Origin of the sequence: Sphingobium sp. BS19 (assembly GCF_027925545.1) — a bacterium.
Taxonomy (GTDB): domain Bacteria; phylum Pseudomonadota; class Alphaproteobacteria; order Sphingomonadales; family Sphingomonadaceae; genus Sphingobium.
In genome coordinates this window covers 15406-30524 of sequence record NZ_BSEF01000021.1, presented here as the reverse complement: position 1 = coordinate 30524, position 15119 = coordinate 15406, and the positions used below count along the sequence as shown (strand labels likewise).

Annotated in this window: 8 protein-coding genes; 4 read left to right on the top strand and 4 right to left on the bottom strand. The window is 56.5% G+C overall.

Annotated elements, in window-relative coordinates; all coding sequences use genetic code 11:
• Positions 1-28: 28 nt before the first annotated feature.
• Both QMG56_RS19220 and QMG56_RS19215 read left to right on the top strand, forming a co-directional pair.
• The gene (locus QMG56_RS19220) at positions 29-1798 is read left to right on the top strand and encodes a hypothetical protein (RefSeq protein ID WP_281824166.1); all 1770 of its coding nucleotides are present in this window, start codon (positions 29-31) and stop codon (positions 1796-1798) included.
• A 141-nt stretch (positions 1799-1939) separates the two neighbouring features.
• Positions 1940-6436, top strand: a complete 4497-nt coding sequence (locus QMG56_RS19215; RefSeq protein WP_281824165.1) for an S-layer family protein — start codon at positions 1940-1942, stop codon at positions 6434-6436.
• An 81-nt stretch (positions 6437-6517) separates the two neighbouring features.
• Here QMG56_RS19215 and QMG56_RS19210 read toward each other — a convergent pair whose 3' ends face one another.
• From QMG56_RS19210 to QMG56_RS19200, 3 genes are all read right to left on the bottom strand, one after another.
• Positions 6518-7711, bottom strand: a complete 1194-nt coding sequence (locus QMG56_RS19210; RefSeq protein ID WP_281824163.1) for a calcium-binding protein — start codon at positions 7709-7711, stop codon at positions 6518-6520.
• A 984-nt stretch (positions 7712-8695) separates the two neighbouring features.
• Entirely contained in the window at positions 8696-9148 is a 453-nt protein-coding gene (locus QMG56_RS19205) for a VOC family protein (RefSeq protein WP_230187760.1), read from the bottom strand.
• Positions 9149-9227: 79 nt separating this feature from the next.
• Positions 9228-10022, bottom strand: a complete 795-nt coding sequence (locus QMG56_RS19200) for an SDR family NAD(P)-dependent oxidoreductase (protein ID WP_281824160.1) — start codon at positions 10020-10022, stop codon at positions 9228-9230.
• Between the two features lie 300 nt (positions 10023-10322).
• Here QMG56_RS19200 and QMG56_RS19195 point away from each other — a divergent pair, with 300 nt between their 5' ends.
• Positions 10323-10688 (top strand): DUF6152 family protein, encoded by a 366-nt coding sequence (locus QMG56_RS19195; protein WP_281824158.1) that lies wholly within the window; start codon positions 10323-10325, stop codon positions 10686-10688.
• 731 nt (positions 10689-11419) lie between these two features.
• On the opposite strand, the gene QMG56_RS19190 is transcribed toward QMG56_RS19195, so the two are convergent.
• On the bottom strand, positions 11420-13660 hold the full coding sequence (locus QMG56_RS19190) for a TonB-dependent receptor (protein ID WP_281824156.1): 2241 nt from the start codon (positions 13658-13660) through the stop codon (positions 11420-11422).
• A 615-nt stretch (positions 13661-14275) separates the two neighbouring features.
• On the opposite strand from QMG56_RS19190, the gene QMG56_RS19185 reads away from it, so the two are divergent.
• On the top strand, positions 14276-15007 hold the full coding sequence (locus QMG56_RS19185) for an IclR family transcriptional regulator (RefSeq protein WP_281824154.1): 732 nt from the start codon (positions 14276-14278) through the stop codon (positions 15005-15007).
• Positions 15008-15119 lie beyond the last annotated feature (112 nt).

Below are 15119 nucleotides of genomic sequence, written 5' to 3'. Positions count from 1 at the left end.
CCCGTCAAGACGTAGGAGGCATTGGTCGATGCTGGCCCTGGTATCTCTCCTAGCCGGCACAGCGATGTGGCTCGGCCGCACGGAACCACAGATCGATACCCAATCGGTAACGCCGTTCAACCCGATAAATTGCGATGGGGCGGAGAGCCAAAAGCCCACGCAGAAGGCGTTCGCAACCGCTGAAGGATTTGGCCGCTTCGCGAGGGGCGGCAGGGGCGGCAGGGTCTATCTGGTGTCCACGCTGGAAGATTCGGGACCAGGGTCCCTGCGGGAATGTGCGGAGGCTGCCGGACCGCGCACGTGCATCTTTAGGGTCAGTGGTACGATCGCCCTAACCGACTGGATACGGGTCATGCACCCTTATTTGACTATTGCCGGCCAGACCTCACCTGGCGGCATCGCCCTGCGGGTGGATCAATCGCTAAACTCGCCCCTCTTGATCCAGGCACATGACGTGATCGTGCGTCATATCCGGGTCCGGCCTGGATCATCGGCCCGTCCTTCTGATAATGTCGATACTGTTCAGATCAGCGGTGGCGCTCATGACGTGATCCTGGACCATGTATCGACATCCTGGCCTACCGACGAAGGTATCAACATCGTTGGGTCGGGCCACAAGCCGTTTCGATGCGGCGAGACCCGCAACATCACAATCCAGTGGTCGATCTTGTCGGAGGGCCTGAACAAGGCCAATCGCGGGCCGCACAGCCGAGGCGCCTATTTCGGCTATGGCGCCCAAAATGTCAGCTTTCATCACAATCTGATCGCGGGAAATGTCCGCCGAAACCCGCTGGTTAACATGCGCGGCCAGTTCGACATGATCAACAACGTCATCTATAATTCGGCGCTCTATAATGCCGAGTTTTACACCCGCTTCGGCGCCCTGAACGTCAATCTCGTTGGCAATGTGGCAATCGTCGGGCCATCGTCTGACAAGACGACCCGCCTGTATCTTGCCGATTATTTTCGGGATTTTCCTGCCGATTTCGGCATTTATCTTCGCGATAACATCGACGTGCATCGTCCGACGAACATAGGTGACCAGCGACTGGTGCTCGAGCCGCATGACTGGAAATATGTGCACACGTCGCCGTTAGGCAGCCTGTCGTTACAGGAGGGAGCGATCACGGGACCGGCGCAAGCCTATCGCGATGTTCTGGCAAGTGCAGGATCCATCAAGCCGCAACGGGATTCCGTCGACCAGCGGGTGATGGCCGATATGCAGCAGTGCAAAGGCCGGGTGATAGACGACCCTGCAGACGTGGGGGGGTGGCCAGACCTGTCCGGCGGCGTTGCTCCCCCCGATCGCGACAATGACGGCATGGCTGATGATTGGGAGCGTGCGCATGGGCTTTCGCCTACCGACGCCGCGGATCGTAACCGCGTCGGCCCTGATGGTCATACCTTTCTGGAAGTCTATCTCGGCGAACTTGCCGGCGACATGGAATCGCTGCCCAACCGGTCGAAATCAGATCCGGACCCCAGTTGTGGCTTCGATATTAAGCAAGCGCCACCCTCGCCGGATATACGGATGGTTGCTCAACCTGTCGGGGCCAACCACCCGACGAGAATGCGGCTGGTTTGGTCGGGAGATCATATTCGGCATTGCAAATTGGAAGGCAAGTCCGTCCCGGCCAGCGGCAGCCTCATGGTAGAGGCGGACAGACCAACCACCTATCAAATCATGTGTACGGGCATCGCGGGCGGAGACACGATCGATTCCGTTACACTGGCGGGATGGCGCCAGCGCGCGCCAGCGGAGAAATCGAAAGGTGTAGAAGCGTCATCCCCCCGATGAAGCGACGCTATCCCGAATGGTCTATTCTACCCATGACCCGCCTGCCTTAATGTCGGGCGGCAGCATTTTCGGTTTTTACCGATGCCGTCCAAATCATGAGGGGGAAAGGCAGATATGGCGTCGGGATCCTATGCTTGGTCAATGAGCGAATTTCTGGTCAACAGCCGTGTGAGCGGCGTACAGACCGATGTCGCGATCACGGCCCTTGCTTCTGGCGGTTTCGTCCTCACCTGGACCGATGCGACAGGCGACGGCAGCGGTACGGGTGTTCGCGCTCAGATTTACGGCGCAAATGGGCTCCCGGTTGGTGCCGAGTTTCAGGTCAACAGTTCCCTCCTCAACGCTCAGGAGCAATCCTCTGTCACTGCGCTCGGATCGGGTGGGTTCGTCGTAACCTGGACGGACAATAGTGGTTCGGGCGGTGATGCCGACAAGACTTCCGTCAAGGCGCAGATTTATGGCGCCAACGGTCTGCCGGTCGGCGGTGAATTTCTCGTCAATACGACGACCCAGATGGGCCAATCGACGCCGGTGACGACCAGCCTTGCATCAGGCGGGTTTGTCATTTCGTGGGTCGATGCAAGCGCCACCGCGCCGGACGCCAAAGGCACAGGCGTTCGCGCGCAAATATATGACGCGTCGGGCGTTAAGATGGGCGGCGAATTTCTGGTCAACAGCACGATCACGGGCAGTCAGCAGTTTCCTGCGTTGACGGGGCTGCAATCGGGCGGATTTTTCGCTACTTGGGTCGATCAAAGCGGTGTGGGCGGGGACAGCACAGCGCCCGCCATTAAGGCGCAGCTATTCTCAGCATCTGGCGGCAAGATCGGCGGAGAGTTTCTGGTCAATACGGCCACGCTGTCATCGCAGGACCAAGTCGTTGTCACGGCCCTTGATAATGGCGGGTTCGTGGTGGTCTGGCGCGACCTGAGCGGGCAGGGGGACAGCAGCTCGTCAGGTATCAAGGCCCAAATCTACAACGCATCGGGCGCGGCTGTAGGCGGCGAATTTCTGGTCAACAGCACGACCTTCAATTCGCAGGATCAGCCTGCAGTGACAGCGACCAAGGATGGCGGTTTTGCGGTTACCTGGCGCGACAACAGCAACCTTTCCGTTGATTCATCTGGCTTTGGCATAAAGACGCAGATTTTCGACGAATTTGGCCACAAGCTGGGCGGCGAATTCCAGGTTAACGGGATCACGACCGGCAATCAGGAAATGCCGACGATCACGGCATTGGCGTCCGGGGCGCTGGTGGTGAGTTGGACCGATTATAGCGGTCAGAACGGAGACACCGACGGTTCGATCAAGGCACGGATATTGATGCCGACCAATACGGGCATATCCGACCTGCTCGTGTCCGATACCTTGATATCCGAAACAGCGGTTGACAACACCACCGTGGCAAGCCTGGTCGCCAATGGCGCCGTCAATGCGGTCTACAGTTATCAGATCATGGATGATTCGAGTGGTGGCGCCTTCGCGATCCTGGGTGACAAGCTGGTCGTGCGCGACAGTCTGTTGCTGGATTATGAAACAGATACTTCGGAAACAGTAACTATCAGGGCGACGGATACCTTCGGCAACAGCTTCGATAAGGTCGTCAACCTGTCGATATCCGACGAAGTGAATGAAAAGCGCTATGCCGGCGGTATCGAGCAGTTGGCCAACACAAGCATCGCGGGCGGCCAGCAGCAGGCAGCGCTGACGGCGCTGTCCGATGGTCGCTACATCCTGGTGTGGAGCGATGGCAGCACATCGGGCACCGACAATAGCAGCTATGGCATCAAGGGGCAGATAGTCGACGCCAATGGCGTGAAGATCGGCACGGAATTCCTCGTGAACAGCGCAATATTGAACAGCCAGGACAACCCTGTCGTTTCCGCGCTACCCACGGGAGGATTTGTCGTGAGCTGGGTCGATTCCAGTCTGACCGGTGGCGACGCATCCATATCCAGCATCAAGGCGCAGATTTTCGACGCATTCGGCGCTGCTGTCGGGATCGAAATACTGGTGAACCAGTCGACCGCCAATGCGCAGCGGGCTCCCTCTGTAGCTACGCTCGCGACCGGGGGATTCGTCATTAGTTGGACCGATTCCAGCATGACCGGTGGCGATGCCAGCGCGACCAGCGTCAAGGCGCAGATATTCGATGCGTCGGGGGGCAAGGTTGGTGGAGAGTTCCTCGTTAACAGCATCACGGCGAACACGCAGGATGCCCCGGTGGCCGCCGGTTTGATTGGCGGCGGCTTCGTGATCAGTTGGCACGATACCAGTCTTCAGGGCGGTGATGTCAGCAAGGATGCGGTCAAGGCACAGATATTCAGCAGTTCCGGCGCGAAGGTCGGCAGCGAATTCCTCGTCAACACCGAAACCAACAGCAACCAGCAGCAACAGGCAATCATAGGCCTCTCGACGGGTGGTTTTGCGATTACCTGGGCCGATGCGAGCGCCCGCGGCGGTGACGCCAGCTATTACGGAATCAAGCTGCAGATATTCGACGCCAGCGGGACCAAGATGGGTGGCGAAAAGCTGGTCAATTCCACGACCCTGAACGGACAACTAGCGCCCACACTGACCCTGCTTTCGGACGGCAATATCGTCGTCAGTTGGGCCGACTATAGTGGTGTCGCTTCGGAGTCGGGTACGTCCGGGATCAAGGCCCAGATATTTGATGGCAACGGGGATCGCATCGGTGGTGAATTCATCGTCAATACGCAGTCCTTGGGTGCGCAAGTCGATCCCATCATCGCCGGTGGACAGGATGGCGGATTTGCCGCGATCTGGACCGATTATAGCGGGCAGGGTGGCGACAACCTAGGGACTGGGGTCAAATATAAGATGTTCGACCCGCTCGGGGCGCAGGGCGGTCCACCGCCGCTCATCGCCACGGCGGATACCGTCAGCGGGCAGGAAGATCGAAGCACGATAATATTGGCCACCAACCTGCTCGCAAACGACATTGACAGGGATGGCTTGCCCTTGACTTTGACCGGTGTAACGGCTGTGTCCGGCGGGCAGGTCAGCCTGGATGTGGACGGCAATGTCGTATTTACGCCTTACGCCAATTTCAGCGGCACGGCGCTATTCACCTATTTCGTCACCGACAGCGCAGGGATAAGTGCGACCGGACGCGTCACTGTGAATGTCGTGGGTGTCAATGATGCGCCGACCGCCATTGCCGACAGCGTGACCGTGTCCGAAGACGGATCATCCTTCTCAGTCAATGCGATATTAGGCAATGATGTGGACGTCGATCCAAGCGATATCCTGACTTTGCAACCACTGCCTGCCACGACAGCCAACGGCATTGCGCTGTCATTGGCCAATGGGACGATTACCTACGCGCCGGGATCCGCCTATCAGTCACTGGCGGCTGGCCAGAGCGTGACCGACAGTTTCCAATATACGGTAGCTGATCAGGCCGCTGTCCAGTCCAGCACTATCGTCACCTTGACGGTTGCGGGCGTGAACGATGCGCCCACGTCGCTGACCCTCTCTGGCGCTGCGGTAGATGAAAATGCCGCTAACGGTACGTCGATAGGCAGGCTAACCGCCACCGACATCGATAATGGCGACGTTCTGACGTATAGCCTGACCAATACGGCGGGAGGCCGCTTCAGCGTTGATGCGGTCACAGGCCAAGTCTACGTCGCCAATGGTACGCTGCTCAACTACGAGGCGGCAACGTCGCATCAAATCGCGGGGCGCGCGACCGATGCCGGTGGGGCATCCATCGATCTGATCTTCTCGATCGCGGTCAACAATCTGCCCGAACCCAAAAGCTATACGGGCGATAATGGGGCCAACAGTTTCACCGCATCGACGAACGATTTTTGGACGATCAACGGGCTGGGCGGCAATGACATATTGACGGGCAATGCCAGTGCCGATGTGATTTACGGCGGCTCAGGCGCGGATACCCTCAATGGCGCGGGCGGAGCGGACACGCTCTATGGCGGAACAGGCAACGACATTTTTTACATCGACAATCTCGGCGACAAGATCATCGAGGCCTATGGCGAAGGCACAGACACAGCCTTCACGTCCGTCGATTTCACGATGGAAGCCAATCTGGAAAAGCTCACGCAAACCGGGACGAGCAACATCAACGTGGTTGGCAATGATTTTGCCAACACAATCACCGGCAACTCAGGAAACAACACTTTCTATGGTGGTCTGGGCGGTGACCTGATAGTCGGGCTGGCGGGTGACGACATACTGTTTGGTCAGGAAGGTGCCGACTTCCTGCAGGGCGGAGATGGCAATGACCTTTTGATCGGAGCGGCCGGCCTTGACGAACTGATCGGGGGCGCCGGAGCAGACCAGTTCATTTTCGATTCCCTGACGGTGTCGGCGGATCGCGACACCGTGAAGGATTTTAACCTGAGCGAAGACATGTTCGTCTTTTCGCGGTCAGTCTTTACCGCGCTCGGATCCCTGCCTGTAGGTGCCTTGCCGGCGTCGGCCTTCTATGCTGGCGCGGCGGCCCAGACTGTCGATCAGAAGATCATCTATAACAGCGTGACTGGCGGGCTGTTCTACGATGCGGACGGATCGGGCAGCGCTGCCATGGTGCAGATCGCCTTTTTGAGTACCAAGCCTATCCTGACTGCTGACTATTTCCTGATCGCATAGGATAGATGCGAGTAGTTCGCAGTCGATCTCTCCGTACATCGGTACCGCTTCAGGTTATGCGCGGCTCCTTCGGTTTGCATCTCATACAAAAATGAAGTCGGCGGCAGAGAAATGCTGGGGCTGCAGAACGCCGTTTTCATTGTCGACGGTTACGCTGAATTCAGCTCCAGCGGAGGAGACGACATTCAAAATGATGTCGCCGGATGCTGCGGCATATGCGGACACCGTGCCCAGACCGCCCCCTGCCGCAAACTTCGTTACTCCCAGCTTTTCGAGCACGATGCGGTCGGATCCATCCTGGAAATCCTGGATGCGGTCGCCGCCGTCGAGTGCTCCGGCACCCTTGAACACGAACCAGTCCGCGCCAGCGCCACCCCACAGCCGGTCCGCACCTTGCTCGCCGAAGATTCTGTCGAACCCGCCGTCACCGTGCAGATCGTCCGCGCCAGCGCCGCCATATAGCAGGTCGTCGCCATTGCCGGCGAACAGGATGTCATTGCCATCTTCCCCGCTCATGAAGTCAACATCGTTGCCGCCATCAAGGAAATCATTGCCCGATCCGGCCTGGAGATTGTCGCGGCCGTCTCCGCCATAAAGCGTATCAACGCCCCATTCGGATACCAGGATATCATCTCCGATGCCGCCGCTCAGATAGTTGTCGCCGTCGCCGCCATCTACGTTGTCGTTGCCGTTGCCGCCATAAACGTGATCGTTGCCGGATTGTCCTTTCAGCAGATCATTGCCGTCCTCACCATAAATCCAGTCGTTGCCCGCTCCGCCGCCCACGGCCTGGGTAGTCAATTTCCCCGTAGCGGGATTTATTTCATTGAAAAAACCGTCGTTTCCGGCTCCGGCGTAGATGATGTCGTCTCCGGTCCCACCGTCGATATAGTCTCTGCCTCCACCCGCATAGATGGTGTCGTTTCCAGCATCGCCGAGTATCTGGTCGTGTCCGTCGAGCGCTTCTATTCGGTCTGCGCCATCACCCCCCGACACAATATTGTTCCCTGTTCCGCCGGATAAAAAGTCATTGCCGGACCCACCGTCCAGCAAATCATTGCCATCTTCTCCCCAGATTTTGTCGTCGCCGTTGCCGCCTTTCAAAAAATCCAGTCCAGCTTCACCATGAAGAATATCATTTCCGTCATTCCCTTCGATGAAATCATCGCCAGCACCGGCCCATATTTGATCGTTTCCCATCAATCCTAAAATGTAGTCGACCTGAGAAGTGCCCTTTAAAGTATTGTTTAAGTTTGTTCCAATCAGCCTCGCCATTTGTAGCTCCATTGCTATGATATGATGTGTTATTATTTTTCTGTATTGAAATGTATTTAGGGTCGTCGATCTTTATCGCGTTCGCTATCGTCGGCGCATTAAACGCGCGTACTTACTGGAGGCGCCTACCCGCTAGACATGCAATACTCCGGTTGGCTATATATTGCCGCAGGCCAGTGCTTTACGGAAGAAGCGCAGCGTAACTCCACCTTAATAAGTGCCCGGCTGGTCTCCACGAGATGCAGTCACTAGCTGAATCCTTGGTGTCGGACCCTCGCCAAACTTCTGTCATGACAAGGAAGACCGTTTGCGGCAGCGGCAGGCGGGCAAGGTCTGAGCTTTCAGGGCCTTGCGGGTAAAAATGCGAAGACGCTCGAAGCCCCGACCGTCTTAACAGATCGCGGCTGGGACAATGGAGACCAGGGGCTCGCATCAGCGAACTTGTCGAAGCCGCAATCGAAATGGCAAGGGCCGTTGGGCGTCCCTTGGTCAGCGGAGCCGAAGCAAGAAAACTCCTGGGCTTAAAGGAACGAAGCCCGCAGATGGCGTGATCTGGGCTTACCACCTGAAGACGTTGCAGCGCAAACTGCGGCTGTTGATACTACGGGAAAGTGCATCGATGTTCGGCGGCGGTCAGGCCGATGGTGCGCGGACAGAAGGTTTGATCCGTTGTTTCAGAGTGGTGAAGGAGGGGGCTGAAGAGCCGAGCATCTGAGTGCACAAGGCAATATATGTTCCACATGGTCGCGATGCGCGGCAGACCCTATCGGTCCAGCCGGGATGGGGTAGGGAATTGCGTGCTGCAATGATCACAACGTCAATGTCTCCGCCTTAGGCCACAGTGCCGATGCCTCATTCGGTAGGAGAATGGGGCAGGGTAAATCGCCGGTCACTTGTGGCGTTGACTCACGCATTGCCTATAAAGCTGCATCGCCCGATCAAACGATTTAACCTTAATTCCCCCCCGCATCAATCAACGGTACATTATGACAATTGCTTGAATTCAATGTCGCGGCTAGGCGCGTTGGTAGCCGTGAAGCGTTCTTGGGCCAACATTGGATCAAGCTCCGTCTGCAGGAAGAACTCAAGCCGATTGCCGTCGGGATCATTGAAATACACGCCATTCCCGATTTCGTGATCGGTTATCCGAACCACTTCGACACCCTTGTCGACGAGCATGTCGTGCAAGGCCTTCAGCGTATCGATATCCCCTTCGACCTCCAGTCCGTAATGCTGCAGTCCAAGGCCGCCCTGGTGAGCGCCTTCGGTCGCCTGGATCAGGCCGATGTCGTGAAGCCGGTCATCGAACGACATCATGATCCAGCTTTCGCTACGCGCGCTTTCTCGCATACCCAGAACATCGGCATACCAACGCGCGGACGCTTCAAGGTTGGAAACGAACAACGACAAATGCGTGCACAGAACCTTGGGCTTCATGATTGCTTAAATCCTAGGAGATGACGTGAGGGAATCGGTGGCATTGTGCAAAGACTTCCCGGTTCGTGCAGAATATCTTTCACAGGAAGATTCCCCGGCTCAAACCACCGTCAATGCCAATCGATTCGCCCGTGATCGCTCCTGATTTGGGTGACGACAGAAAGGCGATAAGCCATCCCATTTCCTCCGCCTGAAGAATGCGGCGTATGGGAGTTACATCGATATAGCCCTGTTCCACAGCCGCCGCGGTCTTGCCCTGCTTCACGGCCTCGCGTTCGTATAGCTCATGGATATGGGGCGTTTCGACGACACCGGGGTGAATGAGATTGACCGTGATCCCATCTGGACCAAGCTGGTCAGACAGGGTCTTGGTAAGATGGGCGACGGCCAGATTGCGCATGCCTGAAATGACCTTGCTGGCTCGCCCGGTCAGACCGCCAATGTTGATAATGCGCCCGAATCCTGCCCGTCGCATGTGGGGCGCCACTGCTTTGGCGCAACGGAAATAGCCGACCACCTTGGTATCGAGATCGGCGAGTAACTCCTGATCTCCAGCATGCTCTATGTCATTGCGCACGACACCCGAGGGCGCGGCAGCGGAATTCACCAGAATGTCGACGCGGCCAAATCGGGATATGGTGGCATCCACCATGGCAGACACGGCGGCCATATCTCCGGTGTCGCAAAAGAGCGGCAGGACGTCTCCACCTGTCTCGCTGCTAATTTCGCGTGCAACTTCCTCCAAATTGGCCATGCGGCGAGCGCATATGGCAACCGTGCACCCCTCTTGCGACAAGACTCGGGCAACTTCCTTTCCGATGCCGCTACTTCCGCCGGTTACGATCGCGACGCGGCCTTTTAATTCAAGATTCATCCCATCCTCACTTCGTATCCATTTGATCTAGACGCCTCGTTTGAGCGATCATCTTGTCATCGGAATGCAATCTATATTGCGACCTTGGCCACAAAAATTTCTTTACATGACAAAAAATGCTACGTAAAGATCATTATACGAGAATTTTGATATTTTTATATGAGGTCAGCAATGTTGCGGCCTACTGGGCCGGCCTGCGCAAAGTAGAGCGGCAGGGGGCTAGGCGCTGAAATGACAGGGTTGGGCTGCCTCGCACGTCCAATGCGGCAAGGATAAAACAGTACTTATCGGAGTGAGACTATGACGACTGAAAGAAGAGTGCTTATTGCCATCATATCCGGCCTGACTGCGCTGGCATCTCCGGCGATAGCACACCATTCTTTTGCCATGTTCGACCAGACGAAACTTCTGCCAATCAAGGGGGCTACCGTCGCACGGTTTCACTGGACCAATCCGCATTCCTTTGTGGTCGTCGAATTCAACGGCACCAAATATGTGATGGAATGCAATAGCGTCAATCTGATGAGCAAGGCGGGATGGAAATTCAATACGCTCAAGGCCGGCGATAAGGTCAACTTGGTCTACTACCCGTTGCGTGACGGTAAGCCTGGCGGCATGTTGAAGACCATCACATTGCCCAATGGAACGACTTTGAATGCGTGGTAACAGGGTCAGGTCGTGTCTTTTGCCTGTACCGTGACGCGTGTTTGCGCCCCGTAATTTGGCTTGCCCGGCGCAATTCTCGCATATGGGCAAGCCAAGCTGCAAACGGCGGCAACTATTAAATTTAGGACATGCCGTTCGCGCTCCTCGCCGCTCAGGGCGTATCCACTTCGGGTCTAGTTCTCGGGCGGTGGTCGAACGATCAGAGGGCTCGAGAGATCAGTCAGAGCGATGAAGTCTGCACACCAGACTGAATGAGGCTAACCTAGCGTGTCAGATCGACACGGGTTATCGCTTTAGCCACAGCGCGCTGCATTTTTGTATTGCCTAGTCCGAATTCGCGGATACCCTGATGTCCGATCCCATGAGCCAGATGGACTTGCTATCCGGCGCAATCTACTTCGGAGCTATTCGGGAACCATAACGATTGGACCCAGGAGCGACGTCCGGCATCCATGCGGTTTCTGCTATGGCACCCAGCGTCCGAAGCCAATACAACCGGGTTTGCCGAACTTGGCGTTCCCCGGCACCCGGCTGTACCGGCATTCATCATCTGAACTGACGATCGTAGTTCCTGCAACGGTCGCTTGTTGCAGGCCGTCTGAAACAACGGCACCGCCCAGCCAACCGGCGCGCGCATCCGATTGAGGATGGCGCGCCGGTCAGACGTCATGCGCTGGCTTTCCGGGCAGACGATTGTATCTGAATCAGGGGATGGCAGGGAACACCCTTGCTTACCTGCGGAAGGTGGCGGTTAGGCCAATCGTGCGTGGACGGAAGGTCACCGACCGCAGGTTCGGGTCCGCCAGGGTGCTGTGAATCTGGCCCAGAAACGGGTGGGCGTTCAGCACATTGGTGGCAAACAGGCTGACGTCGATCTGGTCGAACCGCACACCGGCCCGCAGATCGAGCTGCGACGAGGACGGAGTGCGTGGAATACCGGGGTCGACAAGCGGCGACGTCACATCCAGCGGCGTATCATCGTGAGAAGAGTAGGTGAAGTCACCTCGCAGATAGCCCTCGTTGCCAGCAACGGGGAATTCGTATTGTCCGCTCAGATGCATCGACCAGGGCGCAACGTCGAGCGGTTCTCCCTTGCGGCGGATGACCTCGCCACCAGCATTCTTCAACTGTGACGTATATCGAGCGTTGATGTAAGACGCTGAGGCCGTGAGCGTCAAACCGTCAACCGGACGCGCGGAGACCGCCAGATCAAAGCCGTCGATCTTTGCGCTGCCGAAGTTGAACACGGTATGCACCTGGCATTCCGGTAATGTCAGCGTGCTCTGGAGATTGTTCCAGTCGGTGTGATAAGCCGATGCGTCGATGCTCAATCGACCACCCGCCCACGTGTTCTTGCTGCCGACTTCATAGGTCCAGAGCGAGTCAGGTTTGATCCTTCGCAAAACCATCGGATCGAAGCCAATGGCGATACCGTCGTTTATGCAACGAATGCCAGCCGCTTCGGCTACGCCGCCACCGCGGACACCTTTTGAGGCGTTGGCATAAAACAGATTATTACGGTCTGCCTGAAACGACAGGCCGAATTTCGGTGTCAGCGGCTTGTTCTTGGTCTTCAGTGAGACATCGATGCCGTCGCTTGCATAAAGTGGGCCAGCGACGAAATTGTCCAGATTAAAGGTGGAATCTGTATAGCGCAGCCCGGCGGTCACCGTGAGACGCGGCACGATTTCATAGTCAGCCTGCGCAAAAACCGATTTCTGGATGTCGAGATAGCGCGAGTCCTGATAAACGACAAAAAGGCCTCTATATGGCTCGACGCCGAAAATGTCCGTGACGGAACCGAAGGGTGGTCCTCCGCCCTGCACAACTGCGTAATTGATCGTATCCAGCAATCTGGTGTTCGCTCCGCCAAAATTGTCCGTCACGACCGATCGCGAGAAGAACCCACCTACGACCCAGTTGAATGGGCCATCGTCGGTGTTCTGCAGGCGAATTTCCTGCGTAAAGCCCTTTTGGCTGGTCCGGTTGTTGGTGAAAGCAAAATTCTCTTCAAATCCCGGAGGGGGGGCGGGATCATAATAATCCGCAAAGATCGCCAGATTCAGAGTATCGTCGTCGCTCGCCGTGCGGGCCTTGCGGGTGATGTACGACGTGTTCGAAATAACCGAGAATCCGTCAAATTCGACCACTGCCTTGAACGCCGGTAACCAGAAACGGTCGGTGCGTGATTCCGGGCGCGAGAACAACCCGTTCCGGAAATCATTGCGCCCTGCGTTGGACGCATTGATATCGACCAGAGAGCTGTCGTCTATCTTCAATTCCTGATAAAATAGCGATGGCGTCAGCGTGATGTTTTCCGTCGGCTTCCATCCCAGGGCGAAGCGGGCCGAAAAACTGTTCGAACTGTTGATGTCTTTCTCCACGACCTCGCGGCTGACACGACCGATGCGGTCAATGTAACCGCCGTCATGGCGATGATAGACACTGGCGCGAAAGCCTAGCGTATCATCGACGAGCGCGGCTCCTCCGGCCACGCCAGCCTCATAGCTGAGGCCACCCCGATAGGTCGTCGCAACCTCTGTGCGCCCGTAGATCTTCGCGCCGTTCAGGACGGGATCGGGCGTGATGAAGCGTACGGCGCCGCCGAGTGACGCGGTCCCGAACAGAGTGCCTTGCGGACCGCGAAGAACCTCCACACGATCGAGATCAAACAATATCGGATAAGCGTTGGTCAGGCTGGGGCTCACACCCGTGCGAGTCTGAATCGGCGTATCGTCGACGTACACGCCAACCGTAGGAATGCCCGATGTCGACTGTACACCGCGGATCGAAATATTGGATTGGCCCGTGCCGTAAAAACCCGAACTTTGCCCGAAGGTGATGCTGGGCGTGAAACGCATCAGATCGTCGGTGGTTCGTATCCCCTGTTTGTCCAGAGCCGCCTGATCTGTCGCCACAACACTAAGCGGTACTTTGCTGAGCGTCTGTTCCCTGCGGGTCGCTGTAACCACGATCTCACTAATGGATCCCTGCGAATCCGCGCTCGATGACTGATGGCTGTTCGTCTGAGCATGAGCATGCATGCTCATCGCCCCTGTGGATGCACATCCAAGCATCAGCAGTTTGAAATACCGATTTTGCAAAATCATATCCTGTCCCCTTCATCAGGCTCGGCGGAGCGACGGGAGGACATTCGCCCAATCCCGTTTTCAGCCTTGATCGCCGCAGCTTGTGTTTTCCCTTCCGGGCAACGGGTCGCACATCTCCAGATGGTCTGATCGCTGCGTTCACCCTTTAACCCGGAACAGGGCAGAACATGCACAAATGAAGGCAACCGCACAACCAAAAAATATCATATATTCTCATTATATGACTATATAATGATTTTATTCGACCTGTGTCAGATAAACCTGCGTCGTGATCTCACTCTTGGAACGCGCTTTACGTCAGGAAACGACTAGGCAGGTCCATGTCCATTAAGCGTGCTGAGTGAGTGCTTTCTTCCGCAATCAACATGCTTGGCCGACGATAACGACCGCTTGTAGAGCGGATGCATGGGTGTAAAGGTTGCGCAATCGTGTGCGCACAGCGGAATCAGGAAAGGGTTTGGAAGCAGTATGAGTACGTTGAGCAAAACTCTCGCGCTTCTGGATTTCTTTGGCCCCGATTCATTGCAGATGAGCACGGAAAGCATCATCGAGCGGACGGGTATGTCCAAGGCTACGGTTTACAGGCACGTGAAGGATTTGTGCGACGCCGGTCTGCTGACGAGGGTTGAAAGCGGCAGCTACAGCCTAGGCCCACGCATTATCGAGCTGGACTGGATGATGCGGCAATATGATCCCATTCTGATCGCCGGGCGCGACCTCATGCTCAAGCTTGCAGAAGAAACAAGGTTGGCTGTGTTCTCCAGTATGTTTTACGATGATCGCATCATCAACACGCATATCGTTGAGCCCAGCGAGACTTTTGCGTTTCATTTCGGTCGTGGCCAGCCAATGCCGCTCTTTTGGGGCGCGCAATCGAAAGTGCTTGTTTCCTATCAGAACGGCCGGAAGCTGCAGAAGCTATTTAAAGAAAAGATCGTCTGCGATCCGGACAATCCGTGCCATGGCTGGACCTGGCAAGAATTTTCGCGGGCTGCCAAGAAGATACGCAAGGATGGCTACTGCATCACCACGGGCCAACTGACCGAAGGCTTGACCGGAATAGCTGCGCCGATTCTGCCACGTGGTGAACGTGAAGCGGTCGCAAGCTTGTGCGTTCTAGGAGATGACAGCCGCTTTGCGCTGCTCAACCGTGAATCCGTGATTGAACGGGTGATCGAAACGGCACAGTCTATCGCAGCCAACCTGTGACGTCCGCTTTGTTAGGGGAGATCCGCCCACTCGCGTTTGAATCCAAGGTGGCATAGTAGGATAGGCGACCGGTGCAAAACCGGCACATGTCCATATTCCCTTGGTTGCCCAC

Bases quoted from the DNA above. Each gene is read 5' to 3' on its own strand.
- QMG56_RS19220 (WP_281824166.1), top strand. From the start codon at position 29: ATGCTGGCCCTGGTATCTCTCCTAGCCGGCACAGCGATGTGGCTCGGC.
- QMG56_RS19215 (WP_281824165.1), top strand. From the start codon at position 1,940: ATGAGCGAATTTCTGGTCAACAGCCGTGTGAGCGGCGTACAGACCGAT.
- QMG56_RS19210 (WP_281824163.1), bottom strand. From the start codon at position 7,711: ATGGCGAGGCTGATTGGAACAAACTTAAACAATACTTTAAAGGGCACT.
- QMG56_RS19205 (WP_230187760.1), bottom strand. From the start codon at position 9,148: ATGAAGCCCAAGGTTCTGTGCACGCATTTGTCGTTGTTCGTTTCCAAC.
- QMG56_RS19200 (WP_281824160.1), bottom strand. From the start codon at position 10,022: ATGAATCTTGAATTAAAAGGCCGCGTCGCGATCGTAACCGGCGGAAGT.
- QMG56_RS19195 (WP_281824158.1), top strand. From the start codon at position 10,323: ATGACGACTGAAAGAAGAGTGCTTATTGCCATCATATCCGGCCTGACT.